Consider the following 20,282-nt stretch of genomic DNA (forward strand, 5'->3'; position numbering starts at 1 on the left):
GCTTGCCCGATAGCCTGCCTGTGCAATGAGCGCATCCGCCACCGAGGGCCGCGACGCCCCGCCCCCACCGGACGCCGACCCCGGGTTGGTGCTGACCGGGGAACGAACCATCCCCGGCCTCGCCGAGGAGAACTACTGGTTCCGTCGCCACGAGGTGGCCTACCAGCGGCTCGCGCCGCGCTGCGCGGGCCGCGACGTGCTGGAAGCCGGCTGCGGCGAGGGCTACGGCGCCGACATGATCGCCGCGGTCGCGCGGCGGGTCGTCGGGGTCGACTACGACGAGAGCACGGTCGCCCACGTGCGGGCCCGCTACCCGCGGGTGGAGATGCTGGCGGGCAACCTCGCCGCGCTGCCGCTGCCGGACGGCGCGGTGGACGTGGTGGTCAACTTCCAGGTCATCGAGCACCTGTGGGACCAGCCGGGCTTCATCGCCGAATGCGCGCGGGTGCTGCGCCCGGGCGGGCTGCTGATGATCTCCACGCCCAACCGGATCACCTTCTCCCCCGGCCGCGACACCCCGATCAACCCGTTCCACACCCGCGAACTCAACGCCGCGGAGCTCGCCGAGCTGCTCACCGACGGCGGTTTCGCGCTGGAGTCGATGAACGGGCTGTTCCACGGCCCGCGGCTGCGTGAGCTCGACGCCCGCCACGGCGGGTCGATCATCGACGCGCAGATCGCCCGCGCGGTGGCCGACGCGCCGTGGCCGGCCGAGCTGGCCGCCGACGTGGCCGCGGTGACCACCGCCGACTTCGACCTGGTGCAAGCCGGGACCGACCCGGCGCACCCCATCGACGACAGCCTGGACCTGATCGCGATCGCGGTGCGGCCGTGAACAATTCGTCTGCCCCCGGAATGTTCACACTGGTGTTGCACACCCACCTGCCGTGGCTGGCCCACCACGGCCGGTGGCCGGTCGGCGAGGAGTGGCTCTACCAGTCCTGGTCCTCGGCCTACCTGCCGCTGCTGCGGGTGTTGCGCACGCTGGCCGCCGAGGACCGCGCCCACCTGCTGACCCTGGGCATCACCCCGGTGGTCGCCGCCCAGCTCGACGACCCGTACTGCCTCGACGGCATGCACCACTGGCTGGGCAACTGGCGGCTGCGCGCCGCCGAGGCGGCCAGCCTGCGCCCCGGTGATGCGACCGGCCCGGCCCCGGCCTCCGCGCCGGAGGCGTTGCGCGAGTTCGGCATCCGGGAGGTCGCCGCCGCGGAGGAGGCGTTGGCGGACTTCGCGACCCGGTGGCGCCACGGCGGCAGCCCGCTGCTGCGCGAGCTGGTCGACGCCGAGACCGTGGAGTTGCTCGGCGGCCCGCTGGCGCACCCGTTCCAGCCGCTGCTGGCACCGCGGTTGCGCGACTTCGCGTTGCGCGAGGGGCTGGCCGACATCCGCCACCGCATCGCCCACGCCCCGACCGGCATCTGGGCGCCGGAATGCGCCTACGCACCCGGGATGGAACACGGCTACGCCGCCGCCGGGGTGAGCCATTTCATGGTCGACGGGCCCTCGCTTCACGGCGACACCGCGCTGGCCCGGCCGGTCACCGACAGCGGCGTGCTGGCGTTCGGCCGCGACCTGACGGTCAGTTACCGGGTGTGGTCGCCGAAGTCCGGCTACCCCGGGCACGCCGCCTACCGCGACTTCCACACCTATGACCACCGCACCGGGCTGAAACCGGCCCGGGTCACCGGCCGGGCGGTGCCCCCGGAGCAGAAGGCGCCGTATGACCCGGCGCGCGCGGACGCGGCCGTCGACGCCCACGTCGCCGACTTCGTCGAGGTGGTGCGCCGCCGGTTGCACAGCGAATCCGAGCGGATCGGGCGGCCCGCGCATGTGGTCGCCGCGTTCGACACCGAACTGTTCGGGCACTGGTGGTACGAGGGACCGGTCTGGCTGGAGCGGGTGCTGCGGGCGCTGCCCGAGGCCGGGGTGCGGGTCGGCACCCTCGCCGACGCCGCCGCCGCCGGATTCGTGGGCGCCCCGGTCGAATTGCCGCCGAGTTCGTGGGGTTCGGGCAAGGACTGGCAGGTGTGGTCCGGCGAGCAGGTCGCCGACCTGGTGCGGCTCAACGAGGAGGTCGTGGACACCGCGTTGACCTCGGTGGACAAGGCGCTGGCCATCCGCGGCGCAGCGCCGGGCGCACCGACGGTGCGCGACCCGGTCGCCGACCAGATCCTGCGGGAGGCGCTGCTGACGGTCTCCAGCGACTGGCCGTTCATGGTGAGCAAGGATTCCGCGGCCGACTACGCCCGCTACCGCGCGCACCTGCACGCCCACGCCACCCGCGAGATCGCCGACGCGCTGGCGTCGGGCCGCCGTACGACCGCCCGCCGGATCGCCGACGGCTGGAACCGCGCCGACAACCTGTTCGGCGCCCTGGACGCCCGGAGGCTGCCGCGGCCATGAAGATCTTGATGGTGTCCTGGGAGTACCCACCGGTGGTGGTGGGCGGCCTGGGCCGGCACGTCCACCACCTGGCGGTGGCGCTGGTCGAGGCCGGCCACGAGGTGGTGGTGCTGGCGCGCCGGCCCGCCGACACCGACCCGAGCACCCACCCGTCCTCCGACGAGGTCCACGAGGGGGTGCGGGTGGTGGCCGCCGCACACGACCCACACGAGTTCTCCTTCGGCGACGACATGATGGCCTGGACGTTGGCGATGGGCCACGCCATGGTGCGCGCCGGGCTGACCATCAAAACGCCGGGCGGCGACGAACTGTGGCGCCCCGACGTCGTGCACGCCCACGACTGGCTGGTCGCCCACCCGGCGATCGCACTGGCCGAATTCCACGACGTCCCCCTGGTTTCCACGCTGCACGCCACCGAGGCGGGCCGGCACTCGGGCTGGGTGTCCGGGCCGATCAGCCGCCAGGTGCACGCGGTCGAGTCGTGGCTCGCCCACGAATCCGACTGCCTGATCACCTGTTCGGCGTCGATGCGTGAGGAGATCACCGAACTGTTCGGCCCCGGCCTGGCCGAGACCACCGTGATCCGCAACGGCATCGACGCCGACCGCTGGCCGTTCGCCGCGCGCCGCCGCCACGACGGGCCGCCGGAGCTGCTGTATGTGGGCCGGCTGGAGTACGAGAAGGGCATCCAGGAGGCGATCGCGGCGCTGCCGCGCATCCGCCGCGGCCACCCCGGCACCACCTTGACCGTGGCCGGCGACGGCACCCAGCAGGACTGGCTGGTCGAGCGAGCCCGCAAGCACCGGGTGCTCAAGGCGACCCGGTTCGTCGGGCGCCTCGACCACGACGAACTGCTGGCGCTGCTGCACCGCGCCGACGCGGCGGTGCTGCCCAGCCACTACGAGCCGTTCGGGCTGGCCGCCCTGGAGGCCGCCGCGGCGGGCACCCCGCTGGTGACCGCCGACGTCGGTGGGCTCGGCGAGCTGGTGGTCGACGGGCTGACCGGACTGTCTTGTCCGCCCAGGGATCCCGCGGCGCTGGCCGCGGCGGTCTGCGCGGTGCTCGACGACCCGGCGGCCGCGCAGTCCCGCGCCCGCGCGGCGCGGGACCGGCTCACCGCCGACTTCGCCTGGCAGACCGTCGCCGAGGAGACCGCCGGGGTGTACCTGTCGGCCAAACGCGGTGTGCGCCAACCGCAGCCGCGCCGCCCGATCGTCGAGCACGCGCTGCCCGACCGCTGAGCCGATCCGCGCTAGCGGGCGGCTTTCTTGCGCTCGATGTCGGCCAGCGCGGCCTCCAGCTCGGCGCGTTCGGCCGCGGTGGCCTCCCAGGCCTGCTTGCGGTTCTTGACCACCCGGGCCGGCGCGCCGACCGCGATCGAATAGTCGGGGATGTTGCCGCGCACGACGGCGTGCGAGCCGAGCACGCAGCCGCGCCCGATCGTGGAGCCGCGCTGCACGGTGACCTTGGCCGCCACCCAGGTGTCCGGGCCGATGCGCACCGGGCTTTTGACGATGCCCTGATCCTTGATCGGCAGGTTGATGTCGTCCATCTTGTGGTCGAAGTCCACGATGTAGCACCAGTCGGCCATCAGCACCGAATCACCCAACTCCACGTCGAGGTAGGCGTTGATGACGTTGTCGCGACCCAGCACCACCTTGTCGCCGAAGCGCAGCGAGCCCTCATGGGCGCGGATGGTGTTCTTGTCCCCGATGTGCACCCAGCGGCCCAGCTCGAGCTGGGCGAGTTCCGGGGTGGCCTGGATCTCCACGTTCTTGCCGAGGAACACCATGCCGCGGGTGATGATGTGCGGGTTCTGCAGTTTGAATTTGAGCAGCCGCCAGTACCGCACGAGGTACCAGGGGGTGTAGGCGCGGTTGGCCAACACCCATTTCAGCGACGCCCGGGTCAGGAACTTCGCCTGCCGGGGGTCGCGCAGCCGGGAACCTCGCCAGCGTTTGTGGATCGGCGCGCCCCACATGGTCGTCATGACCGCAAAGCCTACGCGAGCCGTTTCGGGCCACGAGATACTCTCACCTGATGCTTCGCCGGTGCCTTTCGACGGCCGCCGTGCTGGTGATCACGCTGGCCGGCTGCTCCACCACCGACTCCTGGGTCGAGCCGGTCGCCGCCCCGGGCTGGCCCGCGCCGCTGGCCGACGCCGCCAACTCCAGCTACACCGCGACCGCGGGCGCCGCCGCGCTGACCCTGGACTGGACCCGCTCGGTCAAGGGCGCTCTGGGCGCCGGGGTGGCCCTCAGCGAGTCGGGCTATCTGGCGGTCAACGCCCAGACCGAGGACGGCTGCTCGCTGATGGAGTGGGAGAACGACAACACCGGCAGGCAGCGCTGGTGCACCCGGCTGGTGCAGGGCGGCGGCTTCGCCGGGGCGCTGTTCGACGCCTTCGACAACCTCTACGTCGGCGAGCCCGGCCAGATCATGGCGTTCCCGATCACCCAGTGGATCCGGTGGCGCCAGCCGGTGATCGGGATGCCGGCCACCCCGCGGCTGCTGGACCCGGGCCGGCTGCTGGTGGTCACCCATCTGGGCCAGGTGCTGGTGTTCGACGCGCATCGCGGCACCGTCGTGGGCAGCGCGCTGGACCTGGTCGACGGCGTCGACCCGACCGATTCGCGGCGTGGTCTGGCCGACTGCGCGACGGCCGGCCCGGAGTGCCCGGTGGCGGCCGCGCCGGCGTACTCGGCGGCGCAGAACACCGTGGTGCTGGGCCTGTGGGAGCCGCACTCCGACGCCGCCGTGCTGGTGGGTCTGCGCTACACCCCCGGCGGCAGTCCGCTGCTCAGCCGGGCGTGGACGAGCGACGCGGTCGGCGCCGGGGTGCTGGCCAGCCCGGTGTTCTCCGCCGACGGTGAGACGGTCTACGTCAACGGCCGCGATCAACGGCTGTGGGCGCTGCACAGTGCGGACGGGACGCCGAAATGGTCGGTGCCGCTGGGCTTTCTGGCCCAGACCCCGCCGACGGTCACCCCGGACGGCACGATCGTCGCCGGCGGCGGCCCGCAGACCGAGCTGGTCGCCTTCGCCGACCGCGGCGACAAGGCCGAACAGCTGTGGCGCCGCGCCGATGTCACCCCGCTGTCCACGTCGAGTCTGGCCGGCGCGGCGGCGGGCTACACCGTCGTCGACGGCACCTCGGTGGGCCCGTCCGGGCTGTCGTTGCTGGTGTTCGATCCCGCGGACGGCCACACCCTCAACAGCTATCCGCTGCCGGAGGCGGCCGGGTTCCCGCTGGGGGTGTCGGTGGGCGCCGACGGCCGGGTGGTGACCGCCACCAGCCGCGGCCAGGTCTACAGCTTCGCCCCGGCCTGATCCGGGCTCAGCCGACCGCCAGCGGCGGGATCGCGTCGCGGGGCACCCGCGCGCTGGTCTCCCCCGCCGCCAAGGGCAGCAGCTCGCCGGGGGCGAAGAAGAAGATCAGCTCGTCGTCGGTGATCGCGAAGTTCTGGTAGTGCGTCGGGTCGCTGCCGGTGCCGGGCAGCATGGTGGCGCGCCAGCCCAGCTGCCCTTCCAAGTCGCGTTGCACCAGCGGGGCGATCACCTCGAGGGCCTTGGTGCCGGGGGCGAACAGCGTGTCGAAGGTGATCGGCTGCTGGCGGCGCCGGTCGTAGTTGAACGCCTTGTACCACGTCGAGGGGTGCGGCCCGCCCAGCGTTTGGAAGACCTTGAGCACCACGCTGCTGGTGCCCTGCGGCGGCTGCCCGGACTGGTACCGCTCGGCGGTACCGTCCATCTCGTAGGGCACGCCGCGGGCGGCCGGCATCTGCGCCACGCTGAGGAAGCCGTCGCGGTTCTGCACCACGTAGTCGGTCAGCGTCTGCTGGTCGGGGTAATCGGTGGGGAACTCCAGGTTGAGCGTGTAATCCGGGTCGGTCACGTGAATCTGGCAGAACGCGGCCCCGTCGACCGTGCCGCCGAGGTCCGCGCAGCCCGGCTCGGCGGCGGCGGTCGGGCTGCCGTAGAGGGCCGCCGCCGTTGCGGCGGCCAGCAGGGCGGCCACGGTGGGTCTGCGCGTCATCGGATGCCTCGTGTCGGTGGTGGACCAATGGTGCTGGAGCAGTTGAGCTTACCGGCCCGCGCTGCCGTTAGGTGCCGGGCGAGGATTCCGGTGGGACGAGTTTGGCGGTGTCTCCGGACGAAAGGTGCACGGCGTGGATGCCGGGTTGTTTGGCCAGCCGCGCCAGCAGGCTCTCCAGATCGGCCTGATCGGTGTGCCAGTGCTGTACCGATTCCGGTTTGGCCGACAGTTCGGCGAGCACCTTCTTGAGCTTCTCCGGGGTGTCTTTGCCGCTGCCGCCGAGCCGTCCGACCCGCGCGACGGTGCCGCCGACGGCGCGTTCGGTCATGCCGCCGAGCGCGCTGCCGACCGCGCCGGCCCCGGCCACCTGCCCGAGCACCCCGGCCGGGACGCCCGTCGTCGCGGCGCCGCTGTCCTGCAGGGCGCCGGCCGCCAGCCGGATCTCCGGGGTGGCCACCGTCCAACTCGGCGGCACCGCCAGCCTGCCCACCACGGGGGCGCGGCCCAGCTGCGCCGAGACCGTCGGCCACTCGACGGGCCGGGTGGCGCTGACGACCACCGGCACCCGCGGCCCGGCGGTGGCCGGCGGGCGCCCCTTCTGCACCGCCCGGGTGCCCAGGCCCAGCCCCATGAGCACCGAGATCGCCGCGTCGTTGAACGGCAGGATGGCCTTGGGGATCAGCTCCACGTCGGCGGCGATCGTGGACAGCGACTGCAGCGGGTTGGGGGCGGCGAGCGGCGAACTCTGTGCCAGGTTCATCGCCTGCGGCAGCGCCGAGCGGGCTCCGGCGGCGGCCGCCTGCGCCGCCGGCTGGGCCGGACCGGCCGGGTTGGCGGCCGGCTTCGGCGGGATGAACGGGGTCAGCCTGCTGGCCGCAACCGATTCCGCGGCATAGCCGGACATCGCGGCCGCGTCCTGCGCCCACATGGCGGCGTACTCGGTTTCGGTGGCCGCGATCGCCGCGGTGTTCTGGCCGAGGACGTTGCTCGCCTGCAACGTGGCCAGCCGGGCGCGGTTGGCGGCGATCAGCGGTGGCGGCACGACCGCGGCGAACACGGTCTCGAACGCGGTGGCCGCCGCCTGCGCCTGGCCCGCGGTGTGCTCGGCGTGGGCCGCGGTGGTGGTGAGCCAGGCGATGACGGGCTGGGCGGCGGCGGCCATCGCCGCCGACGACGGGCCTTGCCAGCCCTCGCCGGTCAGCGTGGTGATGGCGGCGGTGTAGCCGCCCGCGGTGGCGCGCAGTTCGGCGGCGAGTTGCTGCCAGGCCACCGATGCGGCCACCATCGACTCCGGCCCAGGACCGGCATAGATCAGCGCGGAGATGACCTCCGGCGGCATCATTCCGAAATCCATTGCGGTATCCCAGCTTCGGCGGTCACTCGTCGGGCGGCAGGACGATGATGGTGGCGGTCGTCGCGCCGGTGGTGCCGTCGCCGACGGTGACGGTGCGCGCGGTGGCTCCGCCGACGTTGGCGGTGGCGCGCCCGGCGAGCGCCGACAGTCCCATCGGGCTCAGCAGGTTCGCGCCGCTGAGTTCGGCGGTTTCGGTTTCGCCTGCCGCCGTGGCGGTCTGCAGCACCGAGGCGATCGGTTTGACCGCGGGCGCGGTGGTCGCCCAGGTCTGCGGCACCGACAGCTTGCCGACCGTTCCCGCGTTGCCCAGCCCCGCGGTCAGGGGCGGCCGGGCGGCCGCGGTGGCGGGGGCGGTCGGGGCGTTGGAGACGAACATGGCCGTCGGCGGCTGGTTGCGGGCCATCGCCTCGGCGAGGTTCTGGCCGTTGAGCGGGAGCAGGAAGCTTTGGATCCCGAGCAGGAACGGCACTCCGGCGACCGGGAACAGCGACAGCGGGGAGAGCGGCCCGCTGATGAAGCTGTTCAGCGAGTCCAGCGGGGCGGAAGCGGCGGCCGCGGGCGCCGGGGTGGCGGCGAGGCTGTGCGGCAGCGCGGTCGCCACCTGCGCCAGCGTAGCGCGGGCCGTGCCGGCCGCGGCGGTGGCACCGGCCTGCGGCACGGCGGACGCCGGGTTGCTGGTCGGCGGCGCGGGGGCGAACGGTTCGAGTTGGCTGGCGGCGCCCGCGGTCGCGGCGTAGCCGTACATGGCGGCGACGTCTTGGGCCCACATCTCGGCGTAGTGTGCTTCGGCCGCGGCGATCGCGGCGGTGTTCTGACCGAGGATGTTGGTGGCGACCAGCGTCGCCAGCAGCGCCCGGTTGGCGGCGATCACCGGCGGCGGCACGGTGGCGGCGAAGGCGGTCTCATAGGCCCCGGCGACCGTCTTGGCTTGGATGGCGGTCTGTTCGGCCTGGGTGGCGGTGCCGTTGAGCCACGCCACCTGGGGCGCGGCGGCGGCGGCCATCGCCAGCGAGGACGGACCCAGCCACGAGGTGGCGGTGAGCTCCTGGATCACCGAGTGGTACGCCGCGGCCGCCGACCGTAGTTCGGTGGCGAGCCCGTCCCAGGCCGCCGAGGCGGCCAGCATCGGCCCCGATCCCGGGCCGGTGTAGATGCGCAGCGAGTTGATTTCCGGCGGCAGCAGTGCGAATTCCATGTCATTGTCACCTCGGTGGGTGTTAGACGGCAGTGCACGGCACTGCCGCGGCGAGACGGGGCGAAACCTGTGGCGGTTAGGCGCCGCGGTATCGCCACTGCCGGTGTCGACGGCGCAACCGCTGCCAGGATGCGGTGCGCTCACCGGCGATCGGGTGTTCGCGAGGTGCGGGTTCGGCGCGCACGCGGGCTGTTCCGACCCGGTCGTTCATCGTCATGGGCGCCTCCTGCGGGCCAGCTTGACAGCTGTTACTGCCCTGGCGCTGTATGCACCCCGGACGTTTCCTGTGAGCCGAAATCAGTGCGAGGGGCGGCAGACGAACGCCGTGGCCCGGGCGCCCGCCCCGGCCCCCAGGCGGGTGAGCACTACCGACAGTGCCCGGTCGCCGCGCAGCCGCAGCCGCCGGCGCAGCGCGTCGGGGTCGACGTCGAGGCCGCGGACCAGGATCTCCAGCGCGCCGCAGTCGTGGCGGGCCAGCGCCTGCCGCAGCCGCTTTTCGCTGTAGTGGAGTTGCTCGAGAACCTCGAAGCCGCGCACCCCGGCGGGCAGGTGGTCCCCGGAGAGGTAGGCGATGGCCGGGTCGAGTTGCCACAATCCGTGCCGGGCCGCGTACTGGCGGACCAGGCCGGCGCGCACGACGGCGCCGTCGGGGTCGACGATCCAGCGTCCGGCCGCGCCGACCGCGCAGTCGTCCGGTTCGGTGTCGGTGATCTCCTCGCCGCGGTCGAGCACGACCGCGCGGCGGCGGCTCCCGCCGCCGGTCAGCCCGGCCGACCACAGGCAGGCTTCCCGGACCGATCCGGCCAGCGAGGTGACGGCGATCTCGCCGTCGAAGCCGAGGTCGGTCACCGCGGCGAAGTCGATGCCGGGGGCGCATTTGACCACCAGGTCGCGGCCGCGATGCGCGGCCAGCAGGGCGTCGAGGGCCGGCCGGTAGGCGCGCGGGTCGAAGCGGCGCCGGCCGCCGGCCCGGCGGTCCGGGTCAGCGAGCACCACCGCGTCGCGGCTGATCGGCCGGCACGCGTCGGCGCGGCACAGCAGCACCTCGTCGGGCAGGTTGTGGCGCGCCATCGCCAGGCGCACCGGGTCGATGTCGCTGCCCAGCGCGGTCGCGGCGCAGTCGTGCAGGGCGGCGAGTTCGGTGCCGATCGAACACGTCACGTCGTGCACCGTGCGGCCGGCGAGCCGCTGGGCGCGGTGGCGGGCGACCGGGGCGGCGCTGGCCTGCTGCAGGGCGGGTTCGGTGAACAGCCACTGCCCCACCCCCGGCAGCCCGGCGAGTTTGGTCTGGGCGCGTCGCCGCGCCAGGACGGTGGCGATCAGCGTCGGCGCGTGGTCGCCGAAGCGGACGCGGGCGGCGGCCACGTCGGCGACCCGGGTGGCGCCGGTCAGCGGATAGCCGGCGACCTCGGCCAGGGCGGTCGCGCCGGCTTCGGAGTGCAGGTAGGCGACGTCGGCGGCGGCGAAACCCTCGGCGGGGTGAGCGTCGGTCAGGAGGGCTTTACCCCGGTGACCATGACGTTGTAGAACCAGCCCTTGGGCACCACGCGGCGCCACAGGTTGGCGTCGACCCAGCTCAGGCTGGTCCAGCTGGTGAACGCGAAGCGGGCCCAGCCCCAGCCGAGCCGGCCGGGCGGGACGGCGGCTTCGAAGGTGCGCACCGGCCAGCCCAGCATGGCGGCGGTGAATTCCTCGCTGGCGGTCTCCACGTCGACCGCGCCCGCGGAGGTGGCCATGCGTTCCAGGTCGGCCGGGTCAAAGGTGTGCAGGTCGACGACGGCTTCCAGGGCGGCGGCGCGGGAGGATTCGTCGAGTTCGGTCTGGGGGCGCCGCCAGCTCTCCAGCCCGGGCAGCCGGGTGAGGTTGGTGGCCAGCCGCCAGGTCAGGGTGGACAGGCCGCGGGCGTAGGTGTTGCCGACGGTGGTGGGTTCGCCGGCGAACACGAACCGGCCGCCGGGCTTGAGCACGCGCAGCACCTCGCGCAGCGACAGTTCGACGTCGGGGATGTGGTGGAGCACGGCGTGGCCGACCACCAGGTCGAAGGTGTCGTCGTCATAGGGGATGCCTTCGGCGTCGGCGACCCGGCCGTCGACGTCGAGGCCCAGGGATTCGCCGTTGCGGGTGGCGACCTTGACCATGCCCGGGGACAGGTCGGTGACGCTGCCGCGGCGGGCGACCCCGGACTGCATCAGGTTGAGCAGGAAGAAGCCGGTGCCGCAGCCCAGTTCCAGGGCGCGGTCGTAGGGCAGGTTGCGGCGCTCGTCGGCGGGCACGATGGCGTCGAAGCGGCCGCGGGCGTAGTCCACGCAGCGCTGGTCGTAGGAGATCGACCATTTGTCGTCGTAGCTCTCGGCTTCCCAGTCGTGGTAGAGGATCTGGGCGAGCTTGCTGTCGTGCCGGGCGGCTTCCACCTCTTCGGCGGTGGCGTGCGGGTTGGGCGCCGGGTCGATACTGGTCATGAGGGCAGCGTAACGGCCGGTCACGGCGGGGGGAAAACCGCGGTCGGCGCCTAGAAGGCGGTCGCGATTGCGGTGATCAGGGCGCCGAGGTCGCCGGGCAGCATCGCGGCCAGATCCCCACCCAATCCGGGCAGTGCGCCGGCGACGTCGTCGAGGATCGCCAGCGGGAAACCGAGGGTGGTGTGCAGGGTGTCGACGAGCCCGGTGTGGGCGGTGGCGAGGATGTCGGCGAGGTCCGCGCCGGGCAGTGCCTGCCAGAGGTTCCAGAGCGCGGCCTGCGGGGCGATGAGCAGCTCGCGGGTGTCGACGAACAGGCTCTGCCACAGGTTCGGGTCGGGCGCGACATCCACCCCGTCCCAGTTGACCAGGGTCCAGCCGTCGACGGGGTTGCCGCTGAGTTCGATGATGCCGGTGTTGGACAACTGGTGGGTCAGCAGCAGCGTCGGGTCGGGGTTGGTGACGTTCATCTGCGTCCAGAACATGATCGCCGCGCTGTGGGAGAAGGCGACCTGGTGGGCGCCGCCGGTTTCGTAGATGGTTTCGATCGCGTCGCCGAAGCGGTCGCTGAAGACGAACCCGTTGACATCCGGGGAGCCCAGCATCGGCACCAGCGGGAAGCCGAGGGCCCAGGCGACCGGCGGCAGGATGTAGAACGGGGCGAACGGGATCGCCGGGAGGTCGTTGACCAGGCCGGCGTGGATTTCGTTGAGGCCGGGGAGGATGTGCGCCGGGCTGAACGCGCCGGCGAGGTCGGCCGCCGCATCGGGGATCGGTACCGGTTCGCCGGGCGCGCCCTTGAGCAATTCGAGCAGCGGCCAGGCCGTTTGCTGAGTCCGCAGCAATTGCGAGACCCACACCTGCGCTGGGTCGGTGATCGGCCCTTCTCCCCCGCCGAAGAGTTGACTCCCGATTTCAAATGCCTGGCCACGGCCGGCGCCGGTGAGCAGCGCGCCCGGCGCGGCGGTGCCGAGGATGCCGGCGACGTTGTCGGCCGATTCGCCGTGCCGGATCAGGTCCAGCACCACGGTGTCGGCCAGTAGCTGGATCAGCGGGGTCGCGGACGGGTGGGTTTGCGGTGTCGTCGCGGGGGCGACGGCGATCAGCCCCGCCAGCACAACGGCGGCGGCGCAGCGGGTTCGCCCGTGACTGAACATCGTGCCGCGAACCTTAGCTGAGAAATGCGTGAGGAGCGGGTGTTTCTGCGGTGGGTTTCGCGGCGTGGTGCAACGGCCGGGTCGTGGGCGGTGGGGGGATCCCGCGACACGACCCGGCCGTTGCCCGATCAGAACGCCAGGCTGGTCAAGATGCTGGCGAGGAGGTCGCCGCCGACCATGGCGGCCATGTCACCGCCCATCGACGGCAGCAGGTCGGCGAAGTCCAGCGGCAGCAGCCCGCCGCCGCCGAGTCCGCTGAAGAGCTGCATCAGGGCATCGATTCCGAACTCGTGCATGAAGTTGCCTTGGAAGGCGTCGATGATGTCGCTAATCATGGCGCCGGGGTAGCCGAGGGTCGTCTGGAAGATGTCGGTGAGGCCGGTTTGCAGCGTGCCGAAAACGTTCTGCAACGACCCAGGAATGTCGCTCGGGTCGAAGGCGATCAGCGACTCCCCCAGATGCGTGAGCGCAGCCTGCGGGGCGACCATCAGATCGCGAGTGTTGACGAAGAGGTCTTGCCAGAGGTTGGCGGGCAGAACGTCAGTGCCGTTCCAGCTCTCCAAAACCCACCCATCGATCGGGTTCCCGCTGACCACTACCTGGCTTGTGTTGCTCAGCGGATCCGTGAACATCATCAACGGGTTCGGGTTGTTGACGTTCATCTGGGTCCAGGCCATGATCGCCGCGGCGTGGGAGAAGGCGGCGGCGTTATTGACACTCGGGTCCGCTAGCTCCCCGGACTGATTCACGAGACTGCCATAGATCGTATTGACGGCCCCGCTGAAGTTGTCGTTGAACACGACCCCGTTGAAATTGTCGAGCGAGCCCCACTCCGGCACGATCGGGAAGCCGAGTGTCCACAGGAACGGCGGCAGGATGTAGAGGATCTCGTTGAGCCGCCCGAGCGGTTGCATGAGTGATCCCAGCAGCGACCCCTTGTCCAGGAGGCCGGCGTTAATCTCGTTGAGGCCCGCCAAAACGTTGTCCGACGGAAGCCCCTTAATAGCCGCACCGACATCTGCCAACTCAGTCGGCATAGAAGTGCCAGCGCCACTATCGCCCAAAATAGCGTGAAGAAGGGGCCACGCAGTCTGTTGGGCTCGCAAGAATTCGGAAGCGAAAACCTGGTTCTCACTGGTAATCGCTCCAAAACCGTTTGGACCGAGATTCGGTTGGGCCAACTTCAAGATGTCGCCAATCGCCTTGGCTTGCGTGATCCCGTCGTCTGTCAGGCCAGCCCCGGTGGGGACAGTCCCGACGAGGTTGGCGATGTTGTCCGTGGACTCGCCGTGGCGGATGAAGTCGATGACGACATCTGCCGTGCTCATCAACTGGACCGAGATGTCGTGGACCGAAATCTCCGGGATCTGCACGTTCGGCAGCGGGGTGACCACCGGGGCGGCGGCAACCATGCCGGCCCCGGCGAGCGCGACGGCGGTGGTGGCCCAGGGGCGGGAAGCGAGCTGTTGCATGGCGCGGTCCTCACACGTCATCGTTTCGATACGAGCCGTCTCGTATCGCAAAGTTGGGGTTAAGTTACTTTAAGGCTGTACTCAGGTCAAGGGTTGGTCCGAAAAATTTTCGGACCGTGTCGGATGGGCCGATTACCGCTGATCACACGGCCGGCGAAGCCGAGGACCCCGGTCAGAAGACACCGGCCGGGCGCTCCCCCGGCCCGCCGAGGCGGGTCTAGGCGAAGGCGTCGTCGATGCCGGCTTTGGCCGCCGACAGCGCCTGCGCCGGCGCGTCGAGGAACCGCCGCACCCAGGCCGACGCGGCCTCGTACACCCCGTCGGGGGCCACCATCTCCTCGATCAACCCGAGGTCGAGCGCCTCTTCGGCGTCGAAGAACCGGCCGGAAAATACCAGCTCCTTGGCGCGCGCCGCACCCACGGTGCGGCTCAGCCGGCTCAGCGTGCCGGTATCCGGCGCGAGGCCGGCCAGGATCTCGGTCGCGCCGAACTTCACGTTGTCCCCCGCCACCCGCCAGTCCGCGGCAAGCGCCAAACCCAGCCCGCCGCCCAGCGCGTAGCCGGTGACCGCCGCGACCGTCGGCTTGGGGATGGCGGCCACGGTCGCCGCGGTGTCGCGGCGCAGCCGGCTCGCCGCGGTGGCCTCGGCGTCGTTGAGGGTGCGCAGCTCGGGCACATCGTCTCCGGCGCTGAAGATTTCGTGGCCGCCGTAGAGGATCACCGCGCTGATGTCGTCGCGCTGCGCCGCCTCCTCCGCTGCGGCCCCGAGCTCCCGATAGGCCTGGCGGGTCAGCGCGTTGGTGGGCGGACGCGAGATCACGATCGTCGCCACGCCCGGCTGCTCGGCGTCGACGTGCAACCCGATGAACTCGCTCATTGACCCCAGCCCGCCGGGAGGCCGTCGGGGCGCTGCCGCAGCGCCGTGTTGTACCGCTCGGAGTCGAAGAACTCCACGGTCCAGTTGTCGCCGTCGATGACCAGATCCGGCTGGATCGGGCTGATCTGGCGTTCCACCTCCAGCACCTCCGCGACACTGCGCCCGGCAAGCGAGTCCAGTTGGGTCCAGGTCGGCGGCAACAGCAGATTGCGGCCCGCGGCGAAGTCGTCGAGGGCGGCGCGAGGCGCGACCCAGTCGGCCTCGTCGGCCTCGGTGTTCTCCCCGTCGGCGCGCTGGCCTTCCGGGATCGCGCCGACGAAGAAGTAGGTGTCGTAGCGGCGGGTGCGTTCGGCTTCCGGGGTCACCCAGTTCGCCCACGGCCGCAACAGATCCGCGCGCAGCACCAGGTGCTCGGTGCGCAGGAACTCCGCGAACGACAACGAGTTGTCCGCCAACGCTTTCCGGGCGTCGCCGTAAATGGAGGCGTCGGAGACGATCGTCGCCGGATCGTCGGCCGGTCCGGCGAACAGCACCCCGGACTCCTCGAAGGTCTCGCGTGCCGCCGCGCACACCAGTGCCCCGGCCAGCTCCGGTTCGACGCCGAAGCGCTGCGACCACCACGCCGGTTGCGGTCCGGCCCAGGCGATGTCGGTGCGGTCGCGTTTGTCGACACCGCCGCCGGGAAACACCATCACCCGCGGGGCGAACTCCATGCTCGCCGCGCGGCGCATCAAGAACACGTCGACGCCGTCGGTGGAGTCGCGCACCAGCATCACGGTGGCGGCCGGGCGGGCGGGCAGCGGCGTCATGAGGGCCTCCGGTGGGCGGCGCGGGTGCGGGTGCGGCGGGCGAAGTAGCGTCCGTCGATCACGTCCAGGGCGATCGACTGCCCGAACGCCGCCGACAGGTTCTCCGCGGTGAGCACATCGGGCAGCAGGCCCGCGGCCACCACCGCCCCCTCCGACAGCAACAGGCAGTGGCTGAAGCCCGGCGGGATCTCCTCCACGTGGTGGGTGACCAGCACCAGCGCCGGTGCGTCCGGGTCGGCGGCCAGGTCGGTCAACCGCGCCACCAGTTCCTCGCGCCCGCCCAGGTCCAGCCCGGCGGCCGGCTCGTCGAGCAGAAGCAACTCCGGGTCGGTCATCAAGGCGCGCGCGATCAGCACCCGCTTGCGCTCCCCCTCCGAGAGGGTGCCGTGCCGCCGGTCGGCGAGGTGTTCGGCGCCCAGGCTCTCCAGCAGGTCGACGGCGCGCTCGTAGTCGATGTCGTCGTAGCGCTCCCGCCAGCGGCCCAACACCGCGTACCCGGCGGAGACCACCAGGTCGCGCACGATCTCGTCGTCGGGAATCCGGTGGGCCAGTGAGGAGGAGCTCAGCCCGACCCGGGCGCGCAGTTCGGTGACGTCGACGCAGCCCAGCCGCGCGCCGAGCACGTGGGCCACCCCGCTCGAGGGGTGCTCGGCGGCCGCTGCGATGCGCAGCAGGGAGGTCTTGCCGGCCCCGTTGGGTCCGACGATGACCCAGCGCTCGTCGAGCTCCACCGACCAGTCCAGCGGGCCGACGAGGGTCTGACCGCCCCGGCGCAGCGACACGCCCTGGAAGTCGATCAACAGGTCGGCGTCGACTGTGTCGGCTTCGAAGTCAGGCACGAGTCCATCGTGCCGTACCCGGTCCCGGCCGACGGCTGCGGGGTCGACGCCGGCGTCACGCTCACCGGTCACAGATCGTTTCCGGCGTAGGACAGGTTGAAACTCTTGTTGACCAGGGGGAAGTCCGGGACGATCGTGTCGTTCATCGCCACCGGCAGCGCCGGCCAGTTGAACCAGGACGGGTCGACGACCTTGGCGCGGGTGAGGCGGCCGGCGGCGTCGACCTCGACCCGGTGCACCAGGGTGCCGCGCCAGCCCTCGACGATGCCCACCCCGGAGCCGGGCTGCCCGGCGGGTCCGAGCGGCGCGGTGAACGCCAGGGTCTCGCCGTGGCCGGCCACCAGGTCGGCGATCAGCCGGACCGAGGCGGCGAACTCGTCGCGGCGGGCGGTGTAGCGGGCCAGCACGTCGCCGGCCTCGCCGGTCACTTCCCGCACCGGCAACTCGATCATCGGGTGGTCGAGGCGGGCGTCGGTGCGCAGGCCGCTGGCGCGGGCCACGTAGCCCAGGCAGCCCAGCGCCTGCGCGTCGCCCCGGCGCAGCACCCCGGTCTCGGCGAACCGGTCGTAGATCACCGAGTTGCGCAGGGACAGTTCGGCGATCTCGGCGACGTCGCCGGCCGCCGCCGCCAACTCGGCCGGATCGGGCAGGCTGCGCAGGCTCAGCGCGCCCGGCCGGATGGCGTCCCGCAACAGGCGATGCCCGGTGACCGCGGCGTTGATCCGCAGCAGCCGCTCCCGCACCCGCTGGGCGTGCGCGTTGGCCAGCGAGAACCCGACGTCGTTGGCCAGCGCGCCCATGTCGGCGACGTGGTTGTAGAGCCGTTCCAGTTCGACCAGCATCGCCCGCAGCCGGTGCACCCAGTCGGGCAGGTCGACGCCGAGCGCCTGCTCCACGGCCAGGCTGTGGGCCAGCGCGTGGCCGGCGGACGTGTCGCCGCTGATCCGTTCGGCCAACTCCACCGCGTCCCCGGCGGCGCGGCCCTCGAAGAGTTTCTCCACCCCGCGGTGGACGAACCACAGCCGGGCCTTGAGCCGGATGATCGATTCGCCGATCGCGGAGAACCGGAAATGGCCGGGCTCGATCAGCCCGGCATGCACCGGTCCGACCGGGATCTCGTAGACGCCCGGGCCCTCGACCTCCAGGAACGGGAACCGGCCGGCCGGCCGGAACGGGGGCGGCGGTCCGGCGTCGTGGCGCATCGGGTGCCAGTCATCGGGCCAGTGCGCGTGGCGCACCAGCCGGCGCGGGCGCGGGTGGCCGACCGGTTCGATGCCGTAGAGATCGAGCATCTCGCGTTCGAAACGCCCGGCCGGGAACGAGAACTGGTCCAGCGACGGCACCCGGGGCCGGTCCCGGTCGGTGGTGACCGTCAGCTCCACGCGCCGGTCGGGGCGCCCGGCCAGGAACAGGTAGACGACGCGGAAACCGGCGTCGCCGTCGTCGTGGCCGGCCACCAGCGCCAGCCGGAAGCCGTCGGCGAACAGCCCGGCGGCGGTCTCGCCGAGTTCGTCGTGGCCGACCGTGCGGCGGGTCGGTGCGGTGCCCATCAGCTCACCCCCACCTGGGTTGCGGCGGTGTCGAAAAGGCCGACCAGCGGGCCGGCGGTGACGCCCAGCGCGGCCGAGACCACGATCCCGGTGACCAGCGCGGCGGCGATGGTCGCCGGCGCACCGATCGGGGGCGCGCCGGGGTCGGGACGACCCAGCAACACCCGGGAGGCGTTACCGATCAGGGCGGCGAACCCGATCACGATCAGCAGCAGCGTCACACCCAGAACCCAGGCCAGGTCGGCGTCGGCCAGGGCGCGGGCGATGGAGATCTCGCTGGCGAACATCGCGAACGGCGGTAACCCGGCGAGCACCGCGATGCCGACCGCGAAGGCGCCACCGACCAGCCGGGAGCGGGCCAGTACCGCGGTGAGGTCGGTGATCGTGGTGCTGTCGTGCGCCGCCTGCAGCTGACCGCCGGCGAGGAACGCGAGCGTCTTGCCGACCCCGTGGGCCAGCACGTGCAGCAGCAGGGCGGCGATCGCCAGTCGGGTCCCGACGGCGGCGGCGATCGCGATCAGCCCCATGTTCTCCATCGAGGAATACGCCAGCATCCGTTTGAGATCGCCGGTGAGGGTGAGCAGCAGAACCGCCACCGCCAGTGAGGCCAGCCCGACGGTGAGCAGCCCAGCGCGCATGAACTCCGGGCCGGCCGCGGCGTCGACGATCGGTTTGAGCCGGATCAGCACCGAGAACGCCACGGCGAGCAGCACCCCGCTCATCAGCGCCGAGACCGGCGCCGGGGCCTGGCTGTGCGCGTCGGCCAGCCAGCCGTGGAAGGGCACCAAGCCGACCTTGGCGCCGTAGCCGATCAGCAGCAGCCCGCCGGCCAGCCGGGTGATCTGCGGGTCCAGGCCGGCGGCGTGGGTGAGCAGCACGTCGAGGTTCAGGGCGGTCGCCGAGTCGACGCCGGCGTGGGTGGCGGCGAAGTGCAACATGATCGTGCCCAGGAACGCGATGGCGATGCCGACCGAGCAGATCATCACGTACTTCCAGGTCGCCTCCAGCGCGGCGCGGGTGCGGCGGTGCCCGACCAGGAACGCGGTGATCACCGTGGTGGCTTCGACCGCCACCCAGATGATCCCGATGTTGTTGGCGCAGACCGCCAGCACCATCGCGGCGAGGAACGCCGGGGTCAGGGCGCCGTAGCGGCGGGCGTCGGCCTCGTCGGTGCGCCCGGCGGCCAGTTCGGTGTCGATGTAGCCGATGCTCGCCCAGGCGGCCAGGCTGCCGACCACGCCGATGACGATGAGCATGGTCACCGTCAGACCGTCCACCCGCAGCGCCCCGCCGAGCAGGACGTACTCCGCGCCGCCGGTGCGCCAGGCCAGTACGGCACCGGCGGCCAACACCGTCATCGCCGAGCAGGCGGTGACCACCGCGGTCCAGCGCTGCCACCCCGCGGCGAGGGCGAGCAGGGCTGCCGCGACGGGCGCGGCGATCGCCAGAATCACCAGGCTGCTCATCAGTCCCGCAGCTCCTGAAGTTGGTCGAGGTCGGTGCGGCCGAACATCCGCTGGATGCGTCCGGTGAGCACGCCGAGCACGATCACCGCGAACAGGACGTCCAGCGAGGCACCGAGTTCCACGATCAGCGGGACTCCGGCGGTGAGCAGGAAGGCGGTCGCGGTGATGCCGTTGTCGAGCATGAGGAAGCCGGCGGCCTGGGAGATCGCGTGGCGGCGCACCGCCATCACGAACAGCGCGATCAACACCACCGCGAACCCGGCGGGCACCGCACCGCTCGCCGGTCCGGCGCCCAGTTCCACCAGCGGGCGGGTGACCGCGAACGACACCACGATCAGCGCGGCGGCGACCAGCAGCGAACTGGCGGTGTTGACCAGTGGCTGGGCTTCGCGCAGCGCGTGCGGTTCGCCGCGCAATGCGCGGGCCAGCAGGCCGGGCATGATCACCGCGCGCAGCATGAGCAGCACACCGGCGATGGTGATGAGCAGCCAATCCTGTTCCCACACACCGCGGATGAGCGGGATGGCCGCCAGGGCGACGCCCTGGGCGGCGAGCAGCCACAGTATCGAGCGCAGGTCACGGCGCCACACGATCAGTGCGGCGGTGAGCACCATGGTGCCCGCTGCCAGCGCGAGCACGTTGCCGTCGTCGAATCCGGTCATCGC

18 protein-coding genes are annotated in these 20,282 nt (G+C 71.9%); 4 read left to right on the plus strand and 14 right to left on the minus strand.

Translation table 11 applies throughout. The features are described from left to right. Positions 1–25: 25 nt before the first annotated feature. Genes A5643_RS06815 through A5643_RS06825 form a run of 3 tightly spaced genes read left to right on the plus strand, consistent with a single transcriptional unit; the run spans position 26 to position 3,647 of the window. Positions 26–835 (plus strand): class I SAM-dependent methyltransferase, encoded by an 810-nt coding sequence (locus A5643_RS06815; RefSeq protein WP_066853291.1) that lies wholly within the window; start codon positions 26–28, stop codon positions 833–835. Positions 836–855: 20 nt separating this feature from the next. Next, complete coding sequence (locus tag A5643_RS06820; protein WP_502686218.1) at positions 856–2,406, plus strand: 1,4-alpha-glucan branching protein domain-containing protein; 1,551 nt, start codon at positions 856–858, stop codon at positions 2,404–2,406. After that, entirely contained in the window at positions 2,403–3,647 is a 1,245-nt protein-coding gene (locus A5643_RS06825) for a glycosyltransferase family 4 protein (protein WP_066853295.1), read from the plus strand. The genes A5643_RS06820 and A5643_RS06825 overlap by 4 nt, the downstream gene beginning before the upstream one ends. An 11-nt stretch (positions 3,648–3,658) precedes the next feature. On the opposite strand, the gene A5643_RS06830 is transcribed toward A5643_RS06825, so the two are convergent. Further along, the gene (locus tag A5643_RS06830; RefSeq protein ID WP_066853297.1) at positions 3,659–4,396 is read right to left on the minus strand and encodes an acyltransferase; all 738 of its coding nucleotides are present in this window, start codon (positions 4,394–4,396) and stop codon (positions 3,659–3,661) included. Positions 4,397–4,446: 50 nt separating this feature from the next. Here A5643_RS06830 and A5643_RS06835 point away from each other — a divergent pair, with 50 nt between their 5' ends. Further along, positions 4,447–5,736, plus strand: coding sequence for an outer membrane protein assembly factor BamB family protein (locus tag A5643_RS06835; RefSeq protein WP_066853298.1), 1,290 nt, complete (start codon positions 4,447–4,449; stop codon positions 5,734–5,736). A gap of 7 nt (positions 5,737–5,743) precedes the next feature. Here A5643_RS06835 and A5643_RS06840 read toward each other — a convergent pair whose 3' ends face one another. The 13 genes from A5643_RS06840 to A5643_RS06900 form a co-directional block, all read right to left on the minus strand. After that, complete coding sequence (locus tag A5643_RS06840; RefSeq protein ID WP_066853301.1) at positions 5,744–6,442, minus strand: esterase; 699 nt, start codon at positions 6,440–6,442, stop codon at positions 5,744–5,746. 67 nt (positions 6,443–6,509) lie between these two features. Then, entirely contained in the window at positions 6,510–7,796 is a 1,287-nt protein-coding gene (locus A5643_RS06845; RefSeq protein WP_066853302.1) for a PPE family protein, read from the minus strand. Positions 7,797–7,818: 22 nt separating this feature from the next. Beyond that, positions 7,819–8,991 carry a PPE family protein gene (locus A5643_RS06850; RefSeq protein WP_066853304.1) on the minus strand — a complete coding sequence of 391 codons (1,173 nt, stop codon included), beginning with the start codon at positions 8,989–8,991 and terminating at the stop codon, positions 7,819–7,821. Positions 8,992–9,288: 297 nt separating this feature from the next. Further along, positions 9,289–10,485: a THUMP-like domain-containing protein gene (locus A5643_RS06855; RefSeq protein ID WP_502686219.1), complete on the minus strand. Its 1,197-nt coding sequence runs from the start codon at positions 10,483–10,485 to the stop codon at positions 9,289–9,291. Next, positions 10,482–11,450, minus strand: coding sequence for a class I SAM-dependent methyltransferase (locus tag A5643_RS06860; RefSeq protein WP_066853307.1), 969 nt, complete (start codon positions 11,448–11,450; stop codon positions 10,482–10,484). The genes A5643_RS06855 and A5643_RS06860 overlap by 4 nt, the downstream gene beginning before the upstream one ends. A gap of 50 nt (positions 11,451–11,500) precedes the next feature. After that, positions 11,501–12,604 (minus strand): histidine phosphatase family protein, encoded by a 1,104-nt coding sequence (locus A5643_RS06865; protein WP_066853309.1) that lies wholly within the window; start codon positions 12,602–12,604, stop codon positions 11,501–11,503. A 128-nt stretch (positions 12,605–12,732) separates the two neighbouring features. Further along, entirely contained in the window at positions 12,733–14,076 is a 1,344-nt protein-coding gene (locus A5643_RS06870) for a phosphoglycerate mutase family protein (protein WP_197497668.1), read from the minus strand. 217 nt (positions 14,077–14,293) lie between these two features. Beyond that, entirely contained in the window at positions 14,294–14,953 is a 660-nt protein-coding gene (locus tag A5643_RS06875) for an enoyl-CoA hydratase (RefSeq protein ID WP_066853313.1), read from the minus strand. After that, positions 14,950–15,762, minus strand: coding sequence for an NUDIX hydrolase (locus A5643_RS06880; protein WP_066853315.1), 813 nt, complete (start codon positions 15,760–15,762; stop codon positions 14,950–14,952). The genes A5643_RS06875 and A5643_RS06880 overlap by 4 nt, the downstream gene beginning before the upstream one ends. Next, on the minus strand, positions 15,759–16,601 hold the full coding sequence (locus A5643_RS06885) for an ABC transporter ATP-binding protein (protein ID WP_066853411.1): 843 nt from the start codon (positions 16,599–16,601) through the stop codon (positions 15,759–15,761). Before A5643_RS06885 ends, A5643_RS06880 begins: the two co-directional genes overlap by 4 nt. 68 nt (positions 16,602–16,669) lie before the next feature. Further along, positions 16,670–18,151 carry a hydrogenase large subunit gene (locus A5643_RS06890; protein WP_066853316.1) on the minus strand — a complete coding sequence of 494 codons (1,482 nt, stop codon included), beginning with the start codon at positions 18,149–18,151 and terminating at the stop codon, positions 16,670–16,672. Continuing rightward, entirely contained in the window at positions 18,151–19,617 is a 1,467-nt protein-coding gene (locus tag A5643_RS06895; RefSeq protein WP_066853318.1) for a proton-conducting transporter transmembrane domain-containing protein, read from the minus strand. Before A5643_RS06895 ends, A5643_RS06890 begins: the two co-directional genes overlap by 1 nt. Next, positions 19,617–20,279 carry a hypothetical protein gene (locus A5643_RS06900; RefSeq protein ID WP_066853320.1) on the minus strand — a complete coding sequence of 221 codons (663 nt, stop codon included), beginning with the start codon at positions 20,277–20,279 and terminating at the stop codon, positions 19,617–19,619. Before A5643_RS06900 ends, A5643_RS06895 begins: the two co-directional genes overlap by 1 nt. Between the last annotated feature and the right edge of the window lie 3 nt (positions 20,280–20,282).

It is taken from the genome of Mycobacterium sp. 1274756.6 (assembly GCF_001668625.1).
Taxonomy (GTDB): Bacteria; Actinomycetota; Actinomycetes; order Mycobacteriales; family Mycobacteriaceae; genus Mycobacterium.